The 24,549-nt window shown below is 54.1% G+C and carries 23 protein-coding genes, 1 tRNA gene and 2 pseudogenes; 18 read left to right on the top strand and 8 right to left on the bottom strand.

Going from position 1 to position 24,549, the window contains the following annotated elements:
- Window positions 1–213: 213 nt before the first annotated feature.
- A complete protein-coding gene (gene epmA, locus MY052_RS21645; protein WP_202216706.1) occupies window positions 214–1,191 on the bottom strand; it encodes an elongation factor P--(R)-beta-lysine ligase in 978 nt (325 codons plus the stop codon).
- Window positions 1,192–1,502: 311 nt separating this feature from the next.
- Between epmA and frdA the strand changes: the two genes are divergently transcribed.
- The 4 genes from frdA to frdD are packed head-to-tail and all read left to right on the top strand — an operon-like array spanning window position 1,503 to window position 4,796.
- Window positions 1,503–3,293 carry a fumarate reductase (quinol) flavoprotein subunit gene (frdA, locus tag MY052_RS21650; RefSeq protein ID WP_248537853.1) on the top strand — a complete coding sequence of 597 codons (1,791 nt, stop codon included), beginning with the start codon at window positions 1,503–1,505 and terminating at the stop codon, window positions 3,291–3,293.
- On the top strand, window positions 3,286–4,020 hold the full coding sequence (locus tag MY052_RS21655; protein WP_115074771.1) for a succinate dehydrogenase/fumarate reductase iron-sulfur subunit: 735 nt from the start codon (window positions 3,286–3,288) through the stop codon (window positions 4,018–4,020). The genes frdA and MY052_RS21655 overlap by 8 nt, the downstream gene beginning before the upstream one ends.
- Window positions 4,021–4,030: 10 nt before the next feature.
- A complete protein-coding gene (frdC, locus tag MY052_RS21660; RefSeq protein ID WP_123651200.1) occupies window positions 4,031–4,426 on the top strand; it encodes a fumarate reductase subunit FrdC in 396 nt (131 codons plus the stop codon).
- A 10-nt stretch (window positions 4,427–4,436) separates the two neighbouring features.
- Window positions 4,437–4,796: a fumarate reductase subunit FrdD gene (gene frdD / locus MY052_RS21665; RefSeq protein WP_035894225.1), complete on the top strand. Its 360-nt coding sequence runs from the start codon at window positions 4,437–4,439 to the stop codon at window positions 4,794–4,796.
- An 84-nt stretch (window positions 4,797–4,880) separates the two neighbouring features.
- Here frdD and sugE read toward each other — a convergent pair whose 3' ends face one another.
- The 3 genes from sugE to efp all read right to left on the bottom strand — a co-directional run bounded on the left by sugE (window position 4,881) and on the right by efp (window position 6,235).
- A complete protein-coding gene (sugE, locus tag MY052_RS21670; RefSeq protein ID WP_035894227.1) occupies window positions 4,881–5,198 on the bottom strand; it encodes a quaternary ammonium compound efflux SMR transporter SugE in 318 nt (105 codons plus the stop codon).
- 141 nt (window positions 5,199–5,339) lie between these two features.
- Complete coding sequence (gene ecnB, locus MY052_RS21675; RefSeq protein WP_035894229.1) at window positions 5,340–5,486, bottom strand: lipoprotein toxin entericidin B; 147 nt, start codon at window positions 5,484–5,486, stop codon at window positions 5,340–5,342.
- Window positions 5,487–5,668: 182 nt separating this feature from the next.
- Window positions 5,669–6,235 (bottom strand): elongation factor P, encoded by a 567-nt coding sequence (gene efp, locus MY052_RS21680; RefSeq protein WP_035894230.1) that lies wholly within the window; start codon window positions 6,233–6,235, stop codon window positions 5,669–5,671.
- Window positions 6,236–6,275: 40 nt separating this feature from the next.
- Between efp and epmB the strand changes: the two genes are divergently transcribed.
- Window positions 6,276–7,304 (top strand): EF-P beta-lysylation protein EpmB, encoded by a 1,029-nt coding sequence (gene epmB, locus MY052_RS21685; RefSeq protein WP_202216708.1) that lies wholly within the window; start codon window positions 6,276–6,278, stop codon window positions 7,302–7,304.
- 149 nt (window positions 7,305–7,453) lie between these two features.
- Window positions 7,454–8,317: a YjeJ family protein gene (gene yjeJ, locus MY052_RS21690; RefSeq protein WP_202216709.1), complete on the top strand. Its 864-nt coding sequence runs from the start codon at window positions 7,454–7,456 to the stop codon at window positions 8,315–8,317.
- 43 nt (window positions 8,318–8,360) lie between these two features.
- Here yjeJ and MY052_RS21695 read toward each other — a convergent pair whose 3' ends face one another.
- The 3 genes from MY052_RS21695 to MY052_RS21705 all read right to left on the bottom strand — a co-directional run bounded on the left by MY052_RS21695 (window position 8,361) and on the right by MY052_RS21705 (window position 10,821).
- Window positions 8,361–8,714 carry a DUF4156 domain-containing protein gene (locus tag MY052_RS21695; protein WP_035894232.1) on the bottom strand — a complete coding sequence of 118 codons (354 nt, stop codon included), beginning with the start codon at window positions 8,712–8,714 and terminating at the stop codon, window positions 8,361–8,363.
- A gap of 133 nt (window positions 8,715–8,847) precedes the next feature.
- Window positions 8,848–10,494, bottom strand: coding sequence for a chaperonin GroEL (gene groL / locus MY052_RS21700; protein WP_035894234.1), 1,647 nt, complete (start codon window positions 10,492–10,494; stop codon window positions 8,848–8,850).
- 33 nt (window positions 10,495–10,527) lie between these two features.
- Entirely contained in the window at window positions 10,528–10,821 is a 294-nt protein-coding gene (locus MY052_RS21705) for a co-chaperone GroES (protein WP_003855929.1), read from the bottom strand.
- 254 nt (window positions 10,822–11,075) lie between these two features.
- Between MY052_RS21705 and yjeH the strand changes: the two genes are divergently transcribed.
- Window positions 11,076–12,311 carry an L-methionine/branched-chain amino acid transporter gene (yjeH, locus tag MY052_RS21710; protein WP_123651156.1) on the top strand — a complete coding sequence of 412 codons (1,236 nt, stop codon included), beginning with the start codon at window positions 11,076–11,078 and terminating at the stop codon, window positions 12,309–12,311.
- Window positions 12,312–12,373: 62 nt separating this feature from the next.
- Here the strand turns inward: yjeH and MY052_RS21715 are convergent, their stop codons facing one another.
- Window positions 12,374–12,850 (bottom strand): FxsA family protein, encoded by a 477-nt coding sequence (locus MY052_RS21715; protein WP_248537854.1) that lies wholly within the window; start codon window positions 12,848–12,850, stop codon window positions 12,374–12,376.
- Between the two features lie 337 nt (window positions 12,851–13,187).
- Between MY052_RS21715 and aspA the strand changes: the two genes are divergently transcribed.
- The 11 genes and pseudogenes from aspA (at window position 13,188) to MY052_RS21770 (ending at window position 24,478) form a co-directional block, all read left to right on the top strand.
- Complete coding sequence (gene aspA / locus MY052_RS21720) at window positions 13,188–14,624, top strand: aspartate ammonia-lyase (RefSeq protein ID WP_035894237.1); 1,437 nt, start codon at window positions 13,188–13,190, stop codon at window positions 14,622–14,624.
- A 110-nt stretch (window positions 14,625–14,734) separates the two neighbouring features.
- Complete coding sequence (locus tag MY052_RS21725; protein ID WP_248537855.1) at window positions 14,735–16,036, top strand: anaerobic C4-dicarboxylate transporter; 1,302 nt, start codon at window positions 14,735–14,737, stop codon at window positions 16,034–16,036.
- A gap of 105 nt (window positions 16,037–16,141) precedes the next feature.
- Complete coding sequence (gene cutA, locus MY052_RS21730; protein ID WP_035894239.1) at window positions 16,142–16,465, top strand: divalent cation tolerance protein CutA; 324 nt, start codon at window positions 16,142–16,144, stop codon at window positions 16,463–16,465.
- Window positions 16,441–18,147 (top strand): protein-disulfide reductase DsbD, encoded by a 1,707-nt coding sequence (locus tag MY052_RS21735; RefSeq protein ID WP_248537856.1) that lies wholly within the window; start codon window positions 16,441–16,443, stop codon window positions 18,145–18,147. The genes cutA and MY052_RS21735 overlap by 25 nt, the downstream gene beginning before the upstream one ends.
- A 42-nt stretch (window positions 18,148–18,189) precedes the next feature.
- Entirely contained in the window at window positions 18,190–18,765 is a 576-nt protein-coding gene (locus tag MY052_RS21740) for a transcriptional regulator (protein ID WP_248537857.1), read from the top strand.
- Window positions 18,766–18,893: 128 nt separating this feature from the next.
- Window positions 18,894–18,969: transfer RNA gene (locus MY052_RS21745), tRNA-Phe, on the top strand.
- A gap of 195 nt (window positions 18,970–19,164) precedes the next feature.
- A pseudogene (locus MY052_RS21750) lies at window positions 19,165–19,596 on the top strand (tyrosine-type recombinase/integrase); the annotation flags it as partial.
- Window positions 19,597–19,687: 91 nt separating this feature from the next.
- A protein-coding gene (locus tag MY052_RS21755) for an IS3-like element ISEc36 family transposase (RefSeq protein ID WP_154298512.1) occupies window positions 19,688–20,916 on the top strand; the annotation gives its coding sequence in 2 pieces (ribosomal slippage) (window positions 19,688–20,003 and window positions 20,003–20,916; 1,230 coding nt in all).
- A gap of 4 nt (window positions 20,917–20,920) precedes the next feature.
- A pseudogene (locus MY052_RS21760) lies at window positions 20,921–21,754 on the top strand (tyrosine-type recombinase/integrase); the annotation flags it as partial.
- A gap of 206 nt (window positions 21,755–21,960) precedes the next feature.
- Complete coding sequence (locus tag MY052_RS21765; RefSeq protein WP_248537858.1) at window positions 21,961–23,022, top strand: nucleoid-associated protein; 1,062 nt, start codon at window positions 21,961–21,963, stop codon at window positions 23,020–23,022.
- Window positions 22,994–24,478, top strand: a complete 1,485-nt coding sequence (locus tag MY052_RS21770) for a hypothetical protein (protein ID WP_040232075.1) — start codon at window positions 22,994–22,996, stop codon at window positions 24,476–24,478. Before MY052_RS21765 ends, MY052_RS21770 begins: the two co-directional genes overlap by 29 nt.
- Window positions 24,479–24,549: the final 71 nt, after the last annotated feature.

Consider the following 24,549-nt stretch of genomic DNA (forward strand, 5'->3'; position numbering starts at 1 on the left):
TGACCATCCCTTATTTTAGAACATTTTTTTTACACATCGACAGGGCACCGCGCGGCATACTTGCGAGAGCAAGGCAACGGAAAATCGACGCGAGAAATTGCTGGCTGGATGATAGCAAATAACCAGACGAATCTTGTGACCTTAAGAGGGAATTTGAAAATATATGACTAAAAATGGCGCAGAAAGCGCCATTTTATCTTAACGAAGAGAGGGTTACGCGCGATCTACGCTAAAGGCCAGCACCTCGGACAAGGTTTCCACCCCCAGCGCCAGCATGATCAGACGGTCAACGCCCAACGCCACGCCGGAACAGTCCGGCAGGCCAGCGGCCAGCGCGTCCAGCAGGTTTTGATCGATAGGCTGCTGCGGCAGGCCGCGCGCCGCACGTTTACGGTTATCCTGTTCGAAACGCTGCTGCTGTTCGCGAGCATCGGTCAGTTCGTGGAAACCGTTCGCCAGTTCAATTCCCTTAAAGTAAACCTCAAAGCGTTCAGCCACGCGGTGGTCTTCAGCGCTAATCTGCGCCAGCGACGCCTGGCTTGCCGGGAAGTGATAAACAAACGTCGGGCGATCCTTACCGATGTGCGGCTCTACGCCAAAGGCAAACAACAGCTGCAGCAGCGTATCCCTATCTTCTTCGGTATCAGCCACGTTGCTCAAATCGAGCTTCGCCGCCGCTTCACGCAGCTGCGTTTTGTCCGCCGACAGCGGGTCAATTTCCAGATGGCGCTGGAAAGCCTGCTGGTAGGAGAGGCTTTCTGCCGGCTGGGTTTCCAGTACCTGCTGTAGCAGATCGTCCACCTCGTTAATGAGGCGATACATATCGAAGTGAGGGCGATACCACTCCAGCATGGTGAATTCCGGGTTATGGTGGCGGCCCATCTCTTCGTTGCGGAAGCTACGGCAAAGCTGGAACACCGGGCCACAACCAGCCGCCAGCAGGCGCTTCATGTGGTATTCCGGGCTGGTCATCAGATACAGGTTCATTCCGTCGGAATGTCCTGGGCCAACAAAGCGAGTCTCAAACGGAACCAAATGTACGTCAGTCACCGTTGCCTGGCTCATACAAGGCGTCTCCACCTCCAGTACTCCACGGTCAGCAAAGAAACGACGAATTTCCGCCATCAGTGCCGCGCGCTTTAACAGGTTAGGGATGGATGCGCTCGGCTGCCAGGTTGCCGTCTCGCTCATGTTTTTTTCTCCGATTTCAGACAAGGGCACGAAGTCTACCCGCAAGTGATACACGACACAAATATTGCTCAGTAATTTCCAGAATAGCCGGAGAGAAGATTTCTCTAATTAATTCCACAACGTAATTCATCAGCTACAGTGATAAATAAACCGCACATAACAACAAAAAAATCGAACACATCAAATTTCCCCCACAACCCTACGGGTATACTGCTTTACCCATAAAGGAGCAGTGGAAACGTTTTTGCGCAGGCCACGTGATATCCCCCGACGCAGCCTGTTGTGAAATAACAAAAATCTGGAGGAATGTCGTGCAAACCTTTCAAGCCGATCTAGCCATCATTGGCGCAGGCGGAGCCGGATTACGTGCTGCTATCGCAGCCGCCCAGGCCAACCCAAAAGCCAAAATCGCATTGATCTCAAAAGTTTATCCTATGCGCAGCCACACGGTGGCCGCAGAAGGTGGCTCCGCCGCCGTCGCACAGGACCATGATAGCTTCGAATACCATTTTCACGACACCGTCGCCGGCGGCGACTGGCTTTGCGAGCAGGATGTCGTCGATTACTTCGTCCATCATTGCCCAACCGAAATGACCCAGCTCGAACAGTGGGGCTGTCCGTGGAGCCGTCGGCCAGACGGTAGCGTCAACGTTCGCCGCTTCGGCGGTATGAAGATTGAACGCACCTGGTTTGCCGCCGATAAAACCGGCTTCCACATGCTGCATACCCTGTTCCAGACCTCCCTTCAGTTCCCACAAATTCAACGCTTTGACGAGCACTTCGTCCTCGACATTCTGGTCGATGACGGTCAGGCCCGCGGCCTGGTGGCGATGAACATGATGGAAGGCTCGCTGGTGCAAATTCGCGCCAACGCGGTAGTGATGGCTACCGGCGGCGCAGGCCGCGTCTATCGCTACAACACCAACGGCGGCATCGTCACCGGCGACGGCATGGGCATGGCGCTGAGCCACGGCGTTCCATTACGCGACATGGAATTTGTTCAGTATCACCCAACCGGTCTGCCGGGTTCGGGTATCCTGATGACCGAAGGCTGCCGCGGTGAAGGCGGCATTCTGGTCAACAAAAACGGCTATCGCTATCTGCAGGATTACGGCATGGGCCCGGAAACCCCGCTCGGCGAACCGAAAAACAAATACATGGAGCTGGGTCCACGCGACAAAGTCTCCCAGGCCTTCTGGCACGAATGGCGCAAAGGCAATACCGTGCCAACGCCGCGCGGCGACGTGGTCTACCTCGACCTGCGCCACCTCGGCGAGAAAAAACTGCTGGAACGTCTGCCGTTTATCTGCGAACTGGCGAAAGCCTACGTGGGCGTCGACCCGGTGAAAGAGCCGATTCCGGTCCGTCCAACCGCACACTACACCATGGGCGGTATTGAAACCGATCAGCAGTGTGAAACCCGTATTAAAGGTCTGTTTGCCGTCGGTGAATGTTCTTCCGTCGGTCTGCACGGCGCCAACCGTCTGGGCTCCAACTCGCTGGCAGAACTGGTGGTGTTTGGCCGCATGGCCGGTGAACAGGCGATGGCTCGCGCGGCAACCGCCGGTGAAGCCAACGGCAGCGCGCTGGACGCGCAGGTCAGCGATATCGAAAACCGCCTGAAAGCGCTGGTCAATCAGGAAGGTAACGAAAACTGGTCGAAGATTCGTGATGAAATGGGTCTGTCGATGGAAGAAGGCTGCGGCATTTACCGTACGCCAGAGCTAATGCAGAAAACCATCGATAAGCTGGCTGAACTCCAGGAGCGCTTCAAACGCGTACGCGTGACCGATACCTCCAGCGTCTTCAACACCGACCTGCTGTATACCATCGAGCTGGGCCATGGCCTGAACGTTGCCGAATGTATGGCGCATTCCGCCATGGCGCGTAAAGAGTCCCGCGGCGCGCACCAGCGTCTGGACGAAGGCTGCACCGAACGTGACGACATCAATTTCCTCAAGCATACCCTCGCCTTCCGCGACGCCGACGGCACAACTCGCCTCGACTACAGCGATGTGAAGATAACGACCCTGCCACCGGCAAAACGCGTCTACGGCGCGGAAGCCGAAGCGGCCGAGAAGAAGGAGACGGCGAATGGCTGAGATGCAGAATTTAAAAATTGAGATTGTGCGCTACAACCCGGAAGTGGACAGCGCACCGCACAGCGCCTTCTATGAAGTGCCTTACGATGAGCAGACCTCGCTGCTCGATGCCCTGGGCTACATCAAAGATAACCTCGCGCCGGACCTGAGCTATCGCTGGTCCTGCCGTATGGCTATCTGCGGCTCCTGCGGCATGATGGTCAACAAGGTGCCGAAGCTCGCCTGTAAAACCTTCCTGCGTGAATACACCAAAGGAATCAAGGTCGAGGCGCTGGCAAACTTCCCTATCGAGCGCGATCTGGTGGTCGACATGACCCACTTTATCGAAAGTCTGGAAGCGATTAAGCCGTACATCATCGGCAACCCACGCACGCCGGATCAGGGGCCAAATACCCAGACCCCGGCGCAGATGGCGAAGTACCACCAGTTCTCGGGCTGCATCAACTGCGGTCTGTGCTATGCCGCCTGCCCGCAGTTTGGCCTGAACCCAGAGTTCATTGGCCCGGCGGCGATTACCCTGGCGCATCGCTACAATGAAGACAGCCGCGACCACGGTAAGAAAGAACGCATGGCGCAGCTAAACGGCCAGAACGGCGTCTGGACCTGTACGTTTGTTGGCTATTGTTCCGAAGTGTGTCCGAAACACGTCGACCCGGCAGCCGCTATTCAGCAGGGCAAGGTGGAAAGCTCGAAAGACTTTCTTATTGCCACCCTGAAACCACGCTAAGGAGTGCATGATGACGACTAAACGCAAACCCTATGTACGGCCAATGCCGTCCACCTGGTGGAAAAATCTGCCGTTTTATCGCTTCTATATGCTGCGTGAAGGGACGGCGGTACCTACGGTGTGGTTCAGCATCGTGCTGATTTACGGTCTGTTTGCGCTGAAGCACGGCGCGGAAAGCTGGGCGGGCTACGTCGGTTTCCTGCAAAACCCGGTGGTGGTGGTGCTGAACCTGATTACCCTGGTCGCCGCACTGCTGCATACCAAAACCTGGTTTGAGCTGGCGCCGAAGGCTGCCAACATCATCGTTAAAAGCGAAAAAATGGGGCCAGAGCCGATTATCAAAGGGCTTTGGGTGGTTACTGCGCTCGTCAGCGTGGTGATTCTGCTTGTCGCGTTGTTCTGGTAAGGAGACTGGTATGATTAACCCGAACCCAAAACGTTCCGATGAACCGGTATTCTGGGGTCTGTTTGGCGCAGGCGGCATGTGGGGCGCGATTATTGCGCCGGTCATCGTGCTGCTGGTTGGCGTGCTGCTGCCATTAGGCCTGGCACCGGCCGATGCTTTCAGCTACGAACGCGTACTGGGCTTTGCCCACAGCCTGATTGGCCGAGCGTTTATCTTCCTGATGATCGTACTGCCGCTGTGGTGCGGTTTACACCGTATTCACCACGCAATGCATGACCTGAAAATCCACGTTCCGAACGGAAAGTGGGTATTCTACGGGCTGGCAGCGATTCTGACGGTGGTGACGCTGGTCGGCGTGCTGTTTATTTAACGCCGTGCCGCTTCCCGGCGGCGCTAAGCTTGGCCGAGCTACGACATTATACGTAGCCCGGCCAAATCGTTTAGGCCAGCGCCATTAATGCGCGCTCATCTTTAAGCCAATAATCCCCATCACAATCAGCACCAGACTGGCGATGCGCATCGGGCTTGCCGACTCGCCCAGCAACAGAATACCGGTAATCGCCGCGCCTACCGCGCCAATCCCCGTCCATACCGCATAGGCCGTTCCCACCGGCAGGCTTTTCATCGCCCACGACAGCAGCGCCATGCTGGCAATCATCGCCACAATGGTAATCACGCTCGGCACCAGGCGGCTAAAACCGTGAGTGTATTTCAGACCAACGGCCCAGACGACTTCCAGCAGACCAGCAACAAAGAGAATTAACCAGGACATAGCAGGCTCCATAATGATGGGGCCGTCCCCGGGTGAGATACGCCTACGGGTCGTCCCGCAAGGTGTTGGAAGGTGTAACAGAGGGAAGTATAAGCGTTGAAAAACGACGGTACAACCGTGCGTCGTACCGTCAGACTCGATTTATTGCTGCGCTTTGGTTGCTGCCCCAGAAATTGCGCTACCACCGTCGGAAATATCCTCACCGATACCCCGCGTCGTGTTACAGGCCGTCAGTGCAGAGGAGAGAACCAGAACCGTAAAAAATGCTGCGATCGCTTTTTTCACCATAATGTCATCCTTAAGAGCCAGTTATCGTTATCTTGCTTCATAAGCATAGACAACTTCACTCAGGATGTTGGATATCAGCGTTTTTTTTCGGAAGAAGACGAAGCGGGAAAAACAGAAGATTGGGACGGACGGGGTAAAGGCTGGCGCAGCATCGCTGCTGCGCCGGGCGATCAAAGCATGAATTACTTCACGCGAGATACGTATTCGCCGGAGCGGGTATCGACTTTGATCACTTCGCCAATCTGGACGAACAGTGGAACTTTAACCACTGCGCCAGTGGACAGGGTAGCTGGTTTGCCGCCAGTACCTGCGGTATCACCTTTCAGGCCTGGATCGGTTTCAATGATTTCCAGTTCAACGAAGTTCGGTGGGGTCACGGCGATAGGCTGACCGTTCCACAGGGTCACGATGCATTCAGCCTGATCCAGCAGCCATTTAGCGTTGTCGCCAACCGCTTTCTCATCGGCAGCCAGCTGCTCGAAGGTTTCGTTGTTCATGAAGTGCCAGAATTCACCGTCGGTGTACAGGAAGGTGAGGTTCATGTCGGCAACGTCTGCGCCTTCAGCGGAGTCGGTAGACTTGAAGGTTTTCTCTACGCGAGTACCGGTCAGCAGGCGGCGCAGCTTAACGCGTGCGAATGCCTGACCTTTACCCGGTTTAACGAATTCACTGGCTTCAACCGCGTACGGTTCGCCGTCCATCATGATTTTAAGACCAGCACGAAAATCGTTGCTATAGTAAGTCGCCATAAGGCCCTCTGAAATTGTTAAATGGTAGCTAAGCCACAAAATGGCGCATATTGTAACCCTAAATACCCCATCCAGAGAAGATTGGTTGATGCAACTTGCCGATGTTCTCACCGATCCGGATGAACTATTACGTCTTCTGAATATAGACGCTGATGATAATTTGCTCGCTGGCCGTGAGGCTAAGCGCCTGTTTGCTCTACGCGTTCCGCGAGCGTTTGTGGCGCGAATGGAGAAAGGCAATCCGAACGATCCGCTTTTGCGTCAGGTACTTACCTCGCAAGAAGAGTTTATTGCCGCGCCCGGTTTTTCCACCGATCCTCTGGAAGAGCAGCACAGCGTGGTGCCCGGACTGCTGCATAAGTACCGTAATCGTGCGCTATTGCTGGTAAAAGGCGGTTGTGCGGTGAATTGTCGTTATTGCTTCCGCCGTCACTTCCCGTATGCCGACAATCAGGGCAATAAGCGGAACTGGCAGGCTGCGCTGGACTATGTAAGTGCGCATCCGGAACTGGACGAAATCATTTTCTCAGGCGGCGATCCGCTGATGGCAAAAGATCACGAACTCGATTGGCTGCTCACCCAGCTTGAGGCCATTCCGCATATCAAGCGCCTGCGCATTCATAGCCGCTTGCCGATCGTCATTCCAGCGCGCATCACCGACACGCTGACGGCACGCTTTGAACGTTCATCGTTGCAGATCCTGCTGGTGAACCATATCAACCACGCCAATGAGATTGACGATGAGTTCCGTCACGCCATGGCACGCTTACGCCGGGCAGGCGTAACGCTACTCAACCAGAGCGTATTGCTGCGCGGCGTGAACGATAACGCGCAGACCCTGGCGAACCTCAGCAATGCGCTGTTTGATGCCGGCGTGATGCCTTATTACCTGCACGTGCTGGATAAAGTACAGGGCGCAGCACACTTCCTCGTCAGCGATGACGAAGCGCGAGAAATTATGCGCGAACTGCTCACGCTTATCTCCGGTTATATGGTACCGAGACTGGCGCGAGAAATTGGCGGCGAGCCCAGTAAAACACCGCTGGATCTCCAGCTACGTCAGCAATAAACGAAATGAAAAGGCAGACTTCGGTCTGCCTCTTTTTTTGGACATCATAATGGTCTGTGTTATTTTAACCCTTCAGCTTTGTCTAAAAATAATTTAAATCAATAAGTTAAGTAAACACATTTAACCTAAAAATGGTTAAGGAGAACCGTTTGTCTATTTCCATCAAAGGCATTAACGCAGGCGTTATTCGTCAGGAAAATAACTTCATTGCGCTGGCCTTAAAAGTTAAAGAGCCGCGTAACAAAGAGTCGCTCTTTTTCCTGCCCGCTATCGTGCTGAAAGATTTGCTGATTGCCCTCGAATACCGTCTTGCTCAGATCCCGCAGCTCAGCGCCGACGAGCATAGCCGCTACGAAAAGGCGCGCGATAAAGCCACTGCGAAAATGCACCAGAATATCCCAGCTTTGCAGCGCGAAGAGCTGGAGCAAGCCGACGTGAATCTGCGCGTCAACGCCATCGCACTCACGCATGATGACAATGAAACCCAGACGTTCACCCTGACGCTGCATTCCGGCAAAAAGGTCGAACTGGTCGTTGACCTGCTGCAAATCGAGCTGCTGGTGACCGTGATGGTCCATGCCATCAATAACGCGGGGATGAACGAGCTGTCGCTGCGTATCTCTTCCATGCTGGATTTCCTGCCACTGTACGATGTGGACTGCCAGGCAGGCGGTAATCTGGAATACGACACATACGACCATCCGGCCTGGAAACGAAACCTGTTCGTTCACCATCTGGCGGTTATCTATCGTTATACCGATACCGAAGGGAAAACACAGTTTAGCGGGACGGTGATTAAAACGCGCAGCAAACCGGGCACCAAAGACGTCGAAGCCGTCACCCGTCGGCTGTTAGATTGCAGTCCAAGGCTGAAGAAACTCGCGGGCTTACCGTGCCAGGTTTTTGTCAGAGCACTCTCTTCTGACAAACGTAAAACCTTCACGGCTGATGCCTGCATGCAGGCGCTGTATCAACTACAGCAAAGCGTAGAAAAAAACGCAGAAAAAGCCTGACGCACTACGCCCCCGAAATACTAGCGGGGGCGCTACGCGTGAATCAGTTCGGGCACTTATAAACCTGACCGTTCATTTCGCTGTCGGTCGGCACGAAGCTGGACAGTACGCCTTGGGTCGGGCTGCTTACGCCATAAATAACGTTGCCGCCCATCTCTGCGGCGTGGTTACGCAGCGCATTGGCCGCACCGCGCAGAGAGCCACCTTCAGCACCCTGCTGCCCAGAAAGCCAGTTACCCTGAGTCCCGGTAGCGGTACCCAGCAGCTGACACTCCGCACCCGGTTTATCTTCTACAAAGCGTACGTTCTGGCCGCCAGAGGTCAGTTCCGTGGTTGAGCTACAGCCGGCCAGCAGCAGCGCTGCGCCAACGATCCCTGCCAAATATTTTACCTGCATGTTATTCCCCATAATCAATGAGCTGGACGCAAGCCGCCCGTGTGTAAACCTTATACCTAAAAGATGACCAAAAGAAAAACCCCCGAGCATTTCTGCTCGGGGGTTTCTTGATGCTATGGGGTATAGCGCACGATTACATCATGCCGCCCATACCACCCATGCCGCCCATGCCGCCAGCTGCGCCTAAATCAGGAGCGTCGCCTTTTGGCAGGTCGGTAACCATGCACTCGGTGGTGATCATCAGACCAGCAACGGATGCAGCGTACTGCAGAGCAGAACGGGTCACTTTAGTTGGGTCCAGGATACCGAAGTCGATCATGTTGCCGTATTCTTCAGTTGCTGCGTTGTAACCGTAGTTACCTTCGCCCGCTTTCACGTTGTTCGCAACAACAGATGGCTCTTCACCGGCGTTGGAAACGATCTGACGCAGTGGAGCTTCCATTGCGCGCAGCGCAACTTTGATACCGACGTTCTGATCTTCGTTCTGAGCGGTCAGGCCAGCCAGTTTAGCGGCAACGCGAACCAGCGCTACACCACCACCAGCAACCACGCCTTCTTCTACCGCAGCACGGGTCGCGTGCAGGGCATCGTCAACGCGTGCTTTTTTCTCTTTCATTTCAACTTCGGTAGCTGCACCGACTTTGATTACCGCAACGCCGCCAGCCAGTTTCGCTACGCGTTCCTGCAGTTTTTCACGGTCGTAGTCAGAAGTTGCTTCTTCAATCTGTTTGCGGATCTGAGCAACGCGGCCCTGGATCGCAGCTTCTTCACCCACGCCATCGATGATGGTGGTGGTGTCTTTGTTGATCACAACGCGTTTAGCCTGACCCAGGTCTTCCAGGGTTGCTTTTTCCAGCTCCATACCTATCTCTTCAGAGATAACGGTACCGCCGGTCAGGGTTGCGATATCTTGCAGCATAGCTTTACGACGGTCGCCGAAGCCAGGTGCTTTAACAGCAGCGACTTTCACGATACCGCGCATGGTGTTAACCACCAGAGTAGCCAGCGCTTCGCCTTCAACGTCTTCAGCGATGATAACCAGTGGTTTGCCTGCTTTAGCAACGGCTTCCAGAACTGGCAGCATTTCGCGGATGTTGGAAACTTTTTTGTCAGCCAGCAGGATGAACGGGCTTTCCAGCTCAACAGCACCAGTTTCTGGTTTGTTGATGAAGTATGGGGACAGGTAGCCACGGTCGAACTGCATACCTTCAACCACGTCCAGTTCGTCTTCCAGACCGGTACCGTCTTCAACGGTGATCACACCTTCTTTACCGACTTTATCCATCGCTTCAGCGATCAGTTTACCTACGGTTTCGTCGGAGTTAGCGGAGATGGTACCAACCTGAGCAATCGCTTTAGAGTCGGAGCAAGGTACGGACAGCGCTTTCAGTTCTTCGACTGCAGCCAGAACGGCTTTGTCGATACCGCGCTTCAGGTCCATTGGGTTCATGCCCGCAGCAACGGCTTTCAGGCCTTCTGCGATAATAGCCTGAGCCAGTACGGTCGCGGTGGTGGTACCGTCACCTGCAGCGTCGTTCGCTTTAGAGGCAACTTCTTTCACCATCTGTGCACCCATGTTTTCGAACTTGTCTTCCAGTTCGATTTCACGTGCTACAGATACGCCATCTTTGGTGATGGTTGGTGCGCCGAAGGATTTGTCCAGAACAACGTTACGGCCTTTAGGGCCCAGGGTAACTTTAACTGCGTCTGCCAGTACGTTAACGCCGCGCAGCATTTTTACACGAGCGTCGTTACCAAATTTTACGTCTTTAGCTGCCATTTCTTCTATTCCTCAAATTCGTTCGCGCGTTGCTTACGCTTCAACAATTGCCAGGATGTCGCTTTCAGACATGATCAACACTTCTTCATTGTCGATCTTCTCAGATTTCACGCCGTAGCCATCGTTGAAAATCACGATGTCACCAACTTTAACGTCCAGCGGCTGCACGGTCCCGTTTTCCAGGATGCGGCCCTTACCGACAGCGATGATTTCGCCACGAGTTGATTTTGCTGCCGCAGAACCGGTCAGAACGATGCCGCCTGCGGATTTGGTTTCAACTTCTTTGCGTTTGACGATCACACGATCATGTAACGGACGAATACTCATTGATAGCTCTCCTTTGAGAAAGTCATTATCAGTTATGGGTGATGCCGGGCCGTAAACGGTTTTCCGGCTAGTGCCAGAGAGATGGGGATGGTTATTTTGCCCTTCAAGGGGGCACCCTAAAAAAAATTTTGCCCGGCAGCGCAATCACGATAAATCGCTGAATTACCGGCTTAGAACAGCACAATGCCGCGGGGCCGTCGGGAGGGGGGATGTGGTAACATTTTGCTCTTTTTGCAAGGGTGTGGACGAGGGACATGGCGGGACTTAAACAGGAGCTCGGGTTAGCTCAGGGAGTAGGATTACTATCAACGTCACTGCTCGGCACCGGCGTCTTTGCCGTTCCGGCGCTGGGTGCGCTGGTCGCCGGTGATAATAGCCTGTGGGCATGGCCCGCGCTGATTGTACTGGTCTTTCCCGTGGCGATTGTTTTTGCCCTTCTGGGTCGACACTTTCCCAGCGCCGGCGGCGTAGCGCACTTCGTCGAAATGGCCTTTGGCCCTCGCCTCGCCCGCGTGACCGGCTGGCTGTTCCTTTCCGTTATCCCGGTTGGCCTGCCCGCCGCGCTGCATATCGCCTCTGGCTTTACCCAGGCGCTGTTCGGCTGGCATGGCTGGCAGCTGCTGATGGCGGAGATGGCGACGCTGGCGATTGTCTGGTGGCTGGGCTCACGCGGCGCCAGCTCCAGCGCTAATTTGCAGACGCTGGTCGCCATTTTGATTGTTGCCCTGCTGGCCGCCATTTGGGTCTACGGCGATATTTCTGTAAAAGCGATCCCTTTCCCGGCGCTACCGGATGTCGACAGTTCACAGCTTTTCGCCGCGCTATCGGTGATGTTCTGGTGCTTCGTCGGCTTAGAAGCATTCGCCCATATGGCCTCAGAATTCCGCAACCCGGAGCGCGACTTCCCGCGCGCGCTGATTATCGGCCTGCTGTTGGCGGGCGTGGTCTACTGGGCCTGTACAGTACTGGTGCTGCACTTCCACGCCTACGGTGCCGCCAATACCGCGGCGGCCTCGCTGCCGACCATCGTGGTGCAACTGTTTGGCGTGAAAGCGCTGTGGCTGGCGAGCGTGGTCGGCTTCCTCGCCTGCTTCGCCAGCCTCAATATCTATATTCAAAGCTTCGCCCGGCTGGTGTGGTCGCAGGCGCAGTCTAAGCCGGATAGCTATCTGGCGCGCCTCTCGCCGGGGCTGGTGCCGCGCAATGCGCTGAGCGTGGTGATTGGCAGTTGCATGGTGAGCACGCTTGCCAGCTACTGGCTAAACATCAACCTCGATGCGCTGATCGTCTATGCCAACGGCATCTTTATTATGATTTATCTGCTGTGCATGTTGGCGGGCTGCCGGTTGTTAGGCGGGCGCTACCGCGCATTATCCGTCGTGGGCGTGGCGCTGTGCGTGCTGTTGCTGTCAATGGTGGGATGGAAGAGCCTGTACGCGATCGTGATGCTGGCCGCGCTGTGGGTGCTGCTGCCGAAAAGGAAAGCCTAGCACCATCAGGCATAAAAAAGCCGGAGACTCAACGCGCTCCGGCTTTTTATTATCACCCTAACTTACGGGCGATTATCGTCTTTGTTGTCCAACTGGTCCGGACGCTCGTCCTTACGCTGATACTCACCGTCAAACGTCTGCCCACTCGTAGTACCGCCCGCAAACCCGCCGCCCGGCATCCGATTAAAGTGCAGATACGGCATCAGCTTCACGGTGAGATGTTTCTGCACCGGCGGCAGCAACAGCACCAGACCTAAGAAGTCGGTGAAAAACCCTGGCAACAGCAGCAGCAAACCGGCGAGGATCAGCGAAACGCTTTTGACCATCTCGGCCGCCGGGCTTTCGCCCGCCTGCATTTTTTCCTGCATCAGCATCAGGTTTTTGAAGCCCTGATTGCGCACCAGCGACATGCCGATGACGGAGGTAAAAATAACCAGCACTAACGTCAGCAGGACGCCAAACACATGGGCGACCTGGATAAAAATCGATATCTCAATGTAAACATAGAGAAAAATGGCAATTAACGGTATCCAGCGCACTGGCATCTCCTGTTCGAAAAATAACGCGATTCGCGCGTTTGCAGCGATTCACAGCCCGCTACACTACCTTTAGATGGTGGTGATTCATCGTATTTCAATCAGCACCTGTCCATAATTTTGTCAACAATGGTCAAGCGGTGACTCATTTCACAAATCAATAATTCTTATCTGTTCCGTCTGATAATAAGTGATCCAGATTACTGCAATCCGCTATTATCAGCATATGATCATGGACACCGGGCCGATTAAGGAAATAATCTGCGGTCAGAAAACGCATAACCATTCAGATTATGCGTATTTGGTGAAATCATTGGCAGCTCGCAAATAGAAGGTTCACATGCTAAACAACATTCGTATCGAAGAAGATCTGTTGGGTACCAGGGAAGTTCCGGCTGACGCTTATTACGGCGTTCATACTCTGAGAGCGATTGAAAACTTTTACATCAGCAACAGCAAAATCAGCGACATCCCGGAATTTGTTCGTGGGATGGTGATGGTGAAAAAAGCAGCGGCCCTGGCGAACAAAGAACTGCAAACGATCCCTAAAGGCGTGGCGAATGCCATTATTGCTGCCTGTGATGAAGTCCTGAATAACGGCAAATGCATGGACCAGTTCCCGGTAGACGTTTACCAGGGCGGTGCAGGCACCTCCGTTAACATGAACACCAACGAGGTACTGGCAAACATCGGCCTGGAGCTGATGGGCCACCAGAAAGGGGAATACCAGTACCTGAACCCGAACGACCACGTCAACAAATGCCAGTCCACCAACGACGCCTACCCAACCGGTTTCCGCATCGCGGTGTACACCTCTATTCTGAAGCTGATTGATGCGATTAATCAGCTGGGCGAAGGCTTCCAGCGCAAAGCGGCGGAATTCCAGGACATCCTGAAAATGGGCCGTACCCAGCTGCAGGATGCGGTACCGATGACCCTGGGCCAGGAGTTCCACGCGTTCAACGTGCTACTGACCGAAGAGACCAAAAACCTGCTGCGCACCGCAGAACTGCTGCTGGAAGTGAACCTCGGCGCGACCGCTATCGGTACTCGCCTGAACACCCCGGACGGCTATCAACAGCTGGCGGTACAGAAGCTGGCGGAAGTCAGTAATCTGGCGGTTGTCCCGGCAGAAGACCTGATCGAAGCAACCTCCGACTGCGGCGCGTACGTGATGGTACACAGCTCGCTGAAACGCCTGGCGGTGAAAATGTCGAAGATCTGTAACGACCTTCGCCTGCTCTCCTCCGGCCCGCGCGCTGGCCTGAACGAAATCAACCTGCCGGAACTGCAGGCGGGCTCGTCCATCATGCCAGCCAAAGTTAACCCGGTGGTGCCAGAAGTGGTGAACCAGGTGTGCTTCAAGGTTATCGGCAACGACACCACCGTCACCATGGCATCTGAAGCCGGTCAGCTGCAGCTGAACGTGATGGAGCCAGTGATTGGCCAGGCGCTGTTTGAGTCTATCCACATCCTGACCAACGCCTGCTACAACCTGCTGGAAAAATGCATCGACGGGATTACCGCGAACAAAGAAGTGTGCGAAAGCTACGTCTATAACTCGATTGGTATCGTCACCTACCTCAACCCGTTCATCGGCCACCACAACGGCGACATTGTCGGTAAAATTTGTGCCGAAACCGGTAAGAGCGTACGTGAAGTGGTGCTGGAGCGCGGACTGCTGACGGAGGCGGAGCTGGACGATATCTTCTCCCCGCAAAACCTGATGCATCCGGCCTATAAAGCGAAGCGATATACCGATGAAAGCGAACAGTAGTCTTTCTGACTAATAAACTGAGGCATGTCATGATGACATGCCTTTTTTGTTTCTATAATTCACGAAAACACAACAATTACATATCAACTTGTTAAACAAGGAAGGCTATTATGTTTGGAGCAGAACTGGTCATTGTGCTTCTTGCCATTTATCTGGGGGCAAGACTTGGCGGTATCGGCATTGGTTTCGCTGGCGGTTTCGGCGTGCTGGTACTGACGCTCATCTTTCAAATTAAACCCGGTGCGATACCCTTTGACGTTATTGAAATCATCATGGCGGTTATCGCTGCCATTGCCGCGATGCAGATTGCGGGAGGGATGGATTATCTCGTCAGTCTGGCCGAGCGACTGCTCCGCCGTCACCCCAAATACATCACCTTCTTAGCGCCGCTGGTCACCTGGTTTATGACCATTCTGGCGGGCACTGGGCACACCGCGTTCTCCACGCTGCCGGTCATCACTGAAGTCGCCAAAGAGCAGGGGATCCGCCCTTCTCGCCCGCTCTCTATTGCCGTGGTCGCCTCGCAGATTGCGATTACCGCCTCGCCGATTTCCGCGGCGGTGGTGTTCTTCGCCGGCATTCTGGAACCGATGGGCGTGAGCTACCTGACGCTGCTCTCCATCTGTATTCCGGTAACGCTGATTGCCGTTATGCTCACCGCCGTTGTCTGTAACTTCCTCGGCTGCGAGCTGAAAGACGACCCGGTGTATCAGGAACGTCTGGCAAAAGGTGAAGTGCGCCTGCGCGGTAGCAAAGTGTTTGAGCTGAAGCCGCACGCGAAGCGCTCCGTCCTGCTGTTCCTGATTGGTATTGTGGCGGTGATGTTCTACGCCACCGCCATCAGCGACACCGTCGGGCTGATTCAGAACCCAGTACTGCCGCGTAACGAAGCGATTGTGGTGTTTATGCTAACCATCGCCACGCTGATTTGCGTGACCTGTAAAGTGGACACCGGTGAAATTCTCAACGCCAGCACCTTTAAATCCGGTATGAGCGCCTGCGTATGCGTGCTGGGCGTTGCATGGCTGGGCGATACCTTCGTGAAAGCGCATATCACCGACATTCAGGCAGTAGCGGGCGACCTGCTGCACAATTACCCGTGGCTGCTGGCGGTGGTGCTGTTCTTTGCCGCAACCCTGCTTTACTCCCAGGCGGCAACCACCAAAGCGCTGATGCCTGCGGCGCTGATGCTCGGCGTAACCCCGCTGACGGCGATTGCTTCCTTCGCGGCGGTTTCCGCGCTGTTCGTGCTGCCAACCTACCCGACGCTGCTGGCCGCGGTAGAGATGGATGACACCGGCTCTACGCGCATCGGCAAATACGTGTTTAACCACGCCTTCCTGATCCCGGGCGTGATCGCCATTACCCTGTGCGTGATCCTCGGTTTTATCTTCGGCGGCCTGATGCTCTAATCCGCTGTAAAAATCGTTAAAGTCGGGCCGCGCTGCGGCCCGATTCATTCAATCCCCATTACCCGCCGTGCTATAGTGCCTCTTTTCATCGATACGAGGTTTGCAATGAGTACTCCCGACGCTGTTGTGGTTCTCTGTACTGCTCCTGATGAAGCCACCGCCCAGGACCTGGCGGCGAAAGTGCTGGCAGAAAAGCTGGCGGCCTGCGCCACGCTGCTGCCCGGCGCAACATCGCTCTACTACTGGGAGGGGAAACTCGAACAGGAGTATGAAGTGCAGATGCTGCTGAAAACCGACCACGCGCACCAGCAGGCGCTGCTCGACTGTCTGAAGGCTCACCACCCGTATCAAACGCCCGAACTTCTGGTTTTACCCGTTACTCACGCAGATACCGATTACCTCTCATGGCTCAACGCTTCCTTACGCTGATTCTGCTGCTGTGCAGCACCTCGGCCTTTGCCGGGCTGTTCGACGCGCCCGGCCGCTCGCAATTCGTTCCTGCCGACCAGGCTTTCGCCTTTGATTTTCAGCAAAACCAGCACGATGTAAAACTTACCTGGCAGGTGAAAGACGGCTACTACCTGTATCGCAAACAGGTGCAGGTTACCCCCGCTAACGCCAGCATCGCTCCGCTCCAGTTGCCCAACGGCGAATGGCATAGCGACGAGTTCTACGGCAAAAGCGAGATCTATCGCCACAGCCTGACCGTACCGGTGACGCTGACCCAGGCCAACGCAGGTGCGATGCTTACCGTCACCTACCAGGGCTGCGCCGATGCGGGCTTCTGCTACCCGCCGGAAACCAAAACCGTACCATTGAGCGCGGTCGCGCAAGCCGAGCAGACACCTCCCTCTCTCCCCTCCGGGGAGAGGGCCGGGGTGAGGGGCGACACCAGCACCGAACTCCCGTTTAGCGCCCTCTGGGCCTTACTCATCGGCATCGGCATCGCCTTCACCCCCTGCGTGCTGCCAATGTATCCGCTGATCTCCGGCATCGTCCTCGGCGGCAAACAGCGCCTCTCCACCGCCCGCGCGCTGCTGCTGGCCTTTATCTACGTGCAGGGCATGGCGCTGACCTACACCGCGCTCGGCCTGGTGGTAGCCGCCGCCGGAATGCAGTTCCAGGCAGCGCTTCAGCACCCTTACGTGCTCATCGGCCTGTCGGCGGTGTTTATCCTGCTGGCGCTGTCGATGTTTGGTGCCTTCTCGCTGCAATTGCCATCGTCGCTGCAAACTCGCCTTACCCTGATGAGCAACCGCCAACAGGGCGGCTCAATGGGCGGCGTATTTGCAATGGGCGCGATTGCCGGGCTTATCTGTTCGCCGTGTACCACCGCGCCGCTGAGCGCCATCCTGCTGTACATAGCCCAAAGCGGTAATCTATGGCTCGGTGGCGGTACGCTGTACCTCTACGCGTTGGGCATGGGTCTGCCGCTGATTCTGGTGACGGTATTCGGCAACCGACTGCTGCCCAAAAGCGGGCCGTGGATGGCGCACGTCAAAACCGCGTTTGGCTTTGTGATCCTCGCCCTGCCAGTGTTCCTGCTGGAACGTATTATTGGTGACACCTGGGGGCTGCGACTGTGGTCGATGCTCGGCGTGGCATTCTTCGGCTGGGCGTTTATCACCAGTCTTGGTTTGAAAAAGCCGTGGCAGCGCATCGGCCAAATACTCCTGCTCGCCGCCGCGCTGATTAGCGTACGCCCGCTTCAGGATTGGGCCTTTGGTACTACCGTGGCGCAGAGCCAGTCGCACCTCAACTTTACCCGCATCAACAGCGTTGAGACGCTGAACGCCGCGCTGGCCAACGCTCAGGGCAAGCCGGTCATGCTCGACCTTTACGCCGACTGGTGCGTGGCCTGCAAAGAGTTTGAGAAGTACACCTTTAGCGACCCGCAGGTGCAGCAGGCGCTGCAAAATACCGTACTGCTACAGGCGGACGTCACCGCCAACAGTGCGCAGGACGTGGCGCTGCTAAAACATTTACAGGTTCTGGGCCTGCCAACCATTCTCTTCTTTGATGAGAACGGCAACGAGCAGCCCGCACTACGGGTGACCGGCTTTAAGGATGCCGCCGCGTTCCGCGCACATTTGCGCGATCGCCAACCGTAGACAACACTTTTAGACGGATAGCCGTCAACGGAGGAGAGACACGTGCAACGCGAAGACGTACTAGGAGAAGCCCTACAGCTCCTCGAGCAAGAAGGGATTGCGAGCACCACGCTGGAGATGGTTGCCGAACGCGTAGACCGTCCACTGGACGAACTGCGCCGTTTCTGGCCGGACAGCGAAGCGCTGCTGTATGACGCGCTGCGCTACCTGAGCCAGCAGGTTGAGACCTGGCGTCGCCAGTTGATGCTCAACGAAGAACTGACTCCCGAGCAAAAACTGCTGGCCCGCTACAGCGCGCTAACCGACTGCGTGACTAAAAACCGCTACCCCGGCTGCCTGTTTATCGCCGCCTGCACCTTCTACCCAGAAGCAGACCACCCGATTCATCAGCTCGCCGCGCAGCAAAAGCAGGCCGCCTATGACTACAGCCACGAACTGCTGACCCAACTGGAAGTGGACGACCCGGCGATGGTCGCCAAACAGATGCAGTTGGTGCTGGAAGGTTGCCTCAGCCGCATGCTGGTCAGCCGCAGCCAGGCCGACGTGGACACCGCGCACCGTCTCGCTGAAGACATCCTGCGCTTTGCCCAGTGCCGCCAGAACGGTGCGCTGACCTAAGCTCCAGCCGCACAATAGGCGGAAAAAGGAAGAGAAACGCGTAGATTGCCGCAATAGTAAGCAGTTGAACGGCTTTTCGGTGATTTTGGTTGACGCGCGGAGGCGACTACGGTTTAATGCGCCTCGTTGCCCGGATAGCTCAGTCGGTAGAGCAGGGGATTGAAAATCCCCGTGTCCTTGGTTCGATTCCGAGTCCGGGCACCAAATTCATATCAACGGACCTCCACGGAGGTCCGTTTTTGCATTCTGAACCCGCGAAAATCAACACATCCACAATACGTTAACTCCACCCAACTCAATCAAATTCAACCCGCTTCAAGTCCCTTGCGAGGGTACAACTGAGGGTATAGTCTGATTCGATAAAATTTATACCCCTTTTACTATCAGGAGACCCCACCAATGGCGCTCACTGACGCTAAAATCCGGGCAGCTAAACCGGATGAAAAACCTTATAAACTTGCTGACAGCGGCAACATGTTTTTGCTCGTTCACCCTAACGGCTCGCGTTACTGGCGACTCCGCTATCGGTTTCTGGGCAAAGAGAAAACGCTCGCTCTGGGCGTCTATCCTGAAGTCTCATTATCAGAAGCAAGGGAAAAGCGCGATGCGGCAAGGAAACAGATAACGGAGGGAATTGATCCGTGCGAACAGAAACGAGTAAAGAAAGCAGTACAGGAGGCCAGCAATACGTTCGAGCTTGTTGCACGTCAGTGGCACAAGAGCAACAAAAAATGGTCCGAAGCTCACAGCGAGAAGGTGCTCAAAAGTCTTGAGAGTCACGTATTTCCTCTTATCGGCTCACGTGATATTACCACCCTCAGAACTCCCGATTAGACTGGCCCCATGAATCTCCAGACAGTTGGTATCACTTAAGTTAGTGATAGTCTTAATACTAGTTTTTAGACTAGTCGTTGGAGTCCGAATGATTGATGTTTTAGGTCCAGAGAAGCGCAGACGGCGAAGTGTTCAGGAAAAAATCGCCATTGTTCAGCAGAGTTTTGAGCCCGGAATGACCGTGTCGCTGGTCGCCCGTCAGCATGGCGTTGCTGCCAGTCAGCTGTTCCTGTGGCGTAAGCAGTATCAGGAAGGCAGCCTTACAGCCGTTGCCGCAGGAGAACAGGTTGTGCCCGCGTCGGAGCTGGCATCTGCGATGAAGCAAATTAAAGAGCTGCAGCGCCTGTTGGGCAAGAAAACCATGGAAAACGAGCTGCTAAAAGAAGCCGTTGAATATGGCCGACAAAAAAAGTGGATAGCGCACGTGCCCTTGTTACCGGAGGATGGCGAATAAGCCTTGTCAGTCGTTGCCTCCGGGTCTCACGTGCGCAACTGCATGCCATAGCCCGTCGGTCGAAGGACTGGCAGGATCGTCGGTGCAAGCGCAAGCCTGATGATACTGACGCGCTGGCCCGTATCCATACCGTTATCGGCGATCTGCCCACCTATGGTTATCGTCGGGTATGGGCACTGTTGCGCAGACAATCAGAAACTGACGACATGGCGGTGATCAATGCCAAACGCGTATACCGCATCATGCGTCAGAATGCGCTGCTGCTTGAGCGTAAACCGGAAATACCGCCATCGAAGCGGGCGCATACAGGGAAAGTGGCCGTTGGAGAAAGTAACCAGCGGTGGTGCTCTGACGGCTTCGAGTTCAGCTGTGATAACGGTGAAAAACTGCGGGTCACGTTCGCTCTGGACTGTTGCGATCGCGAGGCACTTTACTGGGCGGCCAGTAACGGTGGATATGACAGTGAAACCGTGCAGGACGTCATGCTGGGTGCCGTGGAGCGTCGCTTCGGTAACAGCCTGCCGACATCCCCAGTTGAGTGGCTGACAGACAACGGTTCAGCCTACCGTTCTTATCAGACGCGTCAGTTCGCCAGAATGGTAGGACTGGAGCCTAAACATACGGCGGTACGTAGCCCGGAAAGCAACGGGATGGCAGAGAGCTTCGTGAAAACGATGAAGCGCGATTACATCAGCATCATGCCGAAACCCGACGGGTTAACAGCGGTAAAGAACCTTGCGGAGGCCTTCGAACATTACAACGAATGGCATCCGCATAGTGCACTGGGGTATCGTTCGCCACGGGAATATCTGCGGCGGCGAACCAGTAATGGGTTAAGTGATAAAAAGTGTATGGAAATATAGGGGCCAATCCACCGATTTACTTGTCCCCGTTAAAACAGCCGAATCCAAAGAGATATATGAGATTGCAGCCCGCCTTCAGCAGCGTATCACTGCCATCATGCGCTATGCTGCCCAGTCCGGCATTATCAGCTATAACCCTGCCGTGGATATGGCTGGTGCTTTAACGACGGTGAAGCGCCAGCATCGCCCTGCCCTCGCCTTAAATCGCATTTCAGAGCTGCTTGAACGACTGGACAACTACAGAGGACAACCTCTCACCCGGCTGGCAACCAAACTTACCCTGCTTATCTTCATACGTTCCAGTGAACTACGCTTTGCTAGGTGGTCTGAGATCGACTTCAAGAAAGCCATGTGGACCATTCCTCCCGAGCGGAAACCTATTGAAGGGGTCAAGTACTCGCATCGAGGCTCTAAAATGCGTACAGAGCATCTGGTCCCGCTATCAACTCAGGCACTGGATATTCTCAAACAAATCCAAGCCATCAGCGGGGAATATGAACTGATTTTCACTGGCGATCACAATCCATGGAAACCCATGAGTGAAAATACAGTGAATAACGCACTACGTCTTATGGGCTACGATACAAAGGTCGATGTCTGTGGTCACGGCTTCCGGGCAATGGCCTGTAGTTCGTTGATTGAGTCAGGATTATGGTCGAGAGATGCTGTGGAGCGCCAGATGAGCCATCAGGAACGTAATGGCGTACGTGCGGCCTACATTCATAAAGCTGAGTTCTTAGATGAACGCAAATTGATGCTGCAATGGTGGGCAGATTTTCTCGATGCGAATAGTGAAAATCCGGTCTCACCTTTCGATTACGCCAGACAACAATTATAATCTATTCTCCCGGCAGAAATGCCGGGAGAATGTTTACTTATTCTTTCCCTGTATACATTTATTCACAGAGGGGTTGATGGCAAGCTGCCGCCTGTCCTTGTGATGAACTATTTTACGTAGGTACAGGTGATTACCTATACTACCCGCTTTAAAGCATGTCACAGCAATTAACGATAAAATAAGACACGAAATAACGGGGTGTCACTATGAGTTTTTTAACGGATGAAGAAATTAATGCACTGACAATAAAACGAATGATTTTTCATGTCGTTGGTGGGGAACTGGAGATCCCAGTGCTGCTCAGCGAAATATCACCACCTGAACACGTCGATTTTTTTCTGGAACGGATTAAGTCTGCATTAAGCGGTAACATGTTCCGGTTTACGGAATTGTCCAATACCGAGCGTATTCTGCGGCTCATAAGGAACAATGCCGATACCGACGCTAGTTGCTTCACCGAACAGTCCACCTTTCTGGCAAACGATTTTCAGTCTCATCACCACACAAAAAATGCCAGCATGGGGGTATTTTTTCTTTTTGAGCTTCACACCCTCAATGATGAAAAACTGTTTGCCCTCATTAAATATGATAACGAGGACGTGGTACGTTACGTGCTGGATGCGGAGGGAGACGAGTTTCAGGTTCCCAGACTCGAACGTTTCCGCGAAAGCTTCGTCAAGAAAGCTGAAGCCATGCAGAAAATTGCTCTGGTCCGCCTGACGGCAGATGCTCAGGGTGGGCGGGTTGTCGTTCGGGATCGCAGCAAACGAACCAATATCTCCGTTTATTTTGAGCGTTTTTTACAGGTACAGCGCGTCAACAGTACAACCGATCTCAGCGACAAACTGGTTGCCGCACTCAAGGATGTCTTCAAAAAGCATCGAGACCTGTTACCGGACGACATCAGACGCAGCGGTGTTAACAAGATTTATGAAACGTTACATCACGGGGCGCAGGATTTTAACACCGATGAACCCCTTTCCCTGCTTAACCAGATTTTTGGACCAATGGAAGAAGATCATCCGCTGGTCAAATCCTTTACCCGTAAAATAAAAGACCTGGGAATTTCAGGTGAATCTTTCCGGCTCACCCCTGAGAACATTCCTAAGCCACGGAAAAGAAAACTGGTAACTCTGGAAGATGTTATTGTTATCTACGATGAGGATAATGCACCGGATATCCAAACGATGGAAGACGGGCGAAAACGTATAGTGATAGTGACTGCAGGGCTGGTGACAGATGACATCGATACTGGAAAAAATCGGTAAGGCAATTGACTGCTCACGCCGCACATCTGATCTGGTGATCACTGAAGATCAGCAAACCACCACCCGGAAATTGTTCATTTCTGGAACCATGGATAATGACACCCTTCAGTTATGGGGGGAAGTAATGGATACCGATGCCGAAAATCTCAGGATCACCTTTGTTGATGATAGTCGAGATGATATCCACCCCGCACAAGGTATCCCCGGTCAGAAGCACTTTATCACCATCATCAGCGATGAACTCCCCGGAATTTTGCGCCTCTTCACCTTGGAAGGTTGGCGTTCGTTTTTACTCCAGGATCCCAGGCTCTGTCAGTATCACCGCATCTACGCCCTGTTTATCAACGAAGCATTTGAAACACAACAATGGAAGGTCGCGCCGTGGAAAAAAATGCTCCCGGATGAGAGTGAAAGCGACGTCCCAACTCAGACGGCCTCCGTCACAAAAAGCATTATCCGTTGTTTTTCAACTGACTTTCTTCCCCCAGATACCATTGCACCTTGGATCCTGATATCCGGCGATACAGTGATCGACGAATCAATGAGACTCTGGGAGTCACTCGCTTGTCGGGAGTTGTTGAAATGTTTCGTCAATGAGCTTTTTGCTGCCGAAATAAAAAAGGTCGGACTGTCAGGAAAACCGCCGCGGAAAATCCCTTTCGGGGAAGAACATGCGGCTCTGCCCGCCTTTGACGTCATTCAGGAAACAGCAAAATGGATTTTTCTGGAAGGAAACGAAACCGAGCTTAAACATACCTTTTTGTCCAGTGAACTGGCCAGAGAATGGCCTGAGGGCGTTACGTTTTGTGAAGGCATTGTGTATCGACTCTCCCCGGCACTGGAGTCAGCCCGACTTCTCTACAAGGCCCATATCCGGACAGGGGGAAAAGACACCCTGAAATCGCTGGGCGATTTGCGAAAAAGTCTGACAGAGGACACACAAAAAATTCTGCAGCAGTCGCGTGACCTGTCTTCCACGTTGTGGAAAGATATGGCCCTGGTTATCAGCACTCTGATCCTTCGCTACAGTCTGGAGGCCCTAAAGGCAAGTGGTCCGCAAAAAGTGTATGCTCTGGCATTTTGTGCACTGGCCCTGTATATCGCCATCTCATACGGGATGTCGGTCTATATCAACCGGAATGCCCTTTCACTGCTGGAACAAAACAGAATAACCTGGAGAAGTAAGTTATATGGTTTTCTGGATGAACAAGATTATCAGGAGCTTGCGGGTCTTCCCATTAATACCGCAATGTGGTCATATCGCCGGGTTGAGCGAATAACGTCGGCCATTATGCTCGTACTGGTTACGCTATTACTCACGGCAGCAGCAAGTGAATTCTGGTCGCTAAGTATGATCATGCATTCTGGATACACTTGGGTTATGAGTGCGCTGCAGTTTCTGACATCCACGGCCCTGCGAGGCCCGAACGATTTCCAGTGTGTCCTTCAAGGCTGAAATGAAACAATCAGAGATCATAGCAGGCTCTGGTAATGAGCAACTCTCATGGTTATCTGCTTTCAGGTAAC

The sequence above is a fragment of the Kluyvera ascorbata genome (assembly GCF_023195735.1).
In the GTDB taxonomy this organism is placed as follows: domain Bacteria; phylum Pseudomonadota; class Gammaproteobacteria; order Enterobacterales; family Enterobacteriaceae; genus Kluyvera; species Kluyvera ascorbata.

Bases quoted from the DNA above. Each gene is read 5' to 3' on its own strand.
- epmA (WP_202216706.1), bottom strand. From the start codon at position 1,191: ATGAGCGAGACGGCAACCTGGCAGCCGAGCGCATCCATCCCTAACCTG.
- MY052_RS21655 (WP_115074771.1), top strand. From the start codon at position 3,286: ATGGCTGAGATGCAGAATTTAAAAATTGAGATTGTGCGCTACAACCCG.
- frdC (WP_123651200.1), top strand. From the start codon at position 4,031: ATGACGACTAAACGCAAACCCTATGTACGGCCAATGCCGTCCACCTGG.
- frdD (WP_035894225.1), top strand. From the start codon at position 4,437: ATGATTAACCCGAACCCAAAACGTTCCGATGAACCGGTATTCTGGGGT.
- sugE (WP_035894227.1), bottom strand. From the start codon at position 5,198: ATGTCCTGGTTAATTCTCTTTGTTGCTGGTCTGCTGGAAGTCGTCTGG.
- ecnB (WP_035894229.1), bottom strand. From the start codon at position 5,486: ATGGTGAAAAAAGCGATCGCAGCATTTTTTACGGTTCTGGTTCTCTCC.
- efp (WP_035894230.1), bottom strand. From the start codon at position 6,235: ATGGCGACTTACTATAGCAACGATTTTCGTGCTGGTCTTAAAATCATG.
- epmB (WP_202216708.1), top strand. From the start codon at position 6,276: ATGGCGCATATTGTAACCCTAAATACCCCATCCAGAGAAGATTGGTTG.
- MY052_RS21695 (WP_035894232.1), bottom strand. From the start codon at position 8,714: ATGCAGGTAAAATATTTGGCAGGGATCGTTGGCGCAGCGCTGCTGCTG.
- groL (WP_035894234.1), bottom strand. From the start codon at position 10,494: ATGGCAGCTAAAGACGTAAAATTTGGTAACGACGCTCGTGTAAAAATG.
- MY052_RS21705 (WP_003855929.1), bottom strand. From the start codon at position 10,821: ATGAGTATTCGTCCGTTACATGATCGTGTGATCGTCAAACGCAAAGAA.
- yjeH (WP_123651156.1), top strand. From the start codon at position 11,076: ATGGCGGGACTTAAACAGGAGCTCGGGTTAGCTCAGGGAGTAGGATTA.
- aspA (WP_035894237.1), top strand. From the start codon at position 13,188: ATGCTAAACAACATTCGTATCGAAGAAGATCTGTTGGGTACCAGGGAA.
- MY052_RS21725 (WP_248537855.1), top strand. From the start codon at position 14,735: ATGTTTGGAGCAGAACTGGTCATTGTGCTTCTTGCCATTTATCTGGGG.
- cutA (WP_035894239.1), top strand. From the start codon at position 16,142: ATGAGTACTCCCGACGCTGTTGTGGTTCTCTGTACTGCTCCTGATGAA.
- MY052_RS21735 (WP_248537856.1), top strand. From the start codon at position 16,441: ATGGCTCAACGCTTCCTTACGCTGATTCTGCTGCTGTGCAGCACCTCG.
- MY052_RS21765 (WP_248537858.1), top strand. From the start codon at position 21,961: ATGAGTTTTTTAACGGATGAAGAAATTAATGCACTGACAATAAAACGA.
- MY052_RS21770 (WP_040232075.1), top strand. From the start codon at position 22,994: ATGACATCGATACTGGAAAAAATCGGTAAGGCAATTGACTGCTCACGC.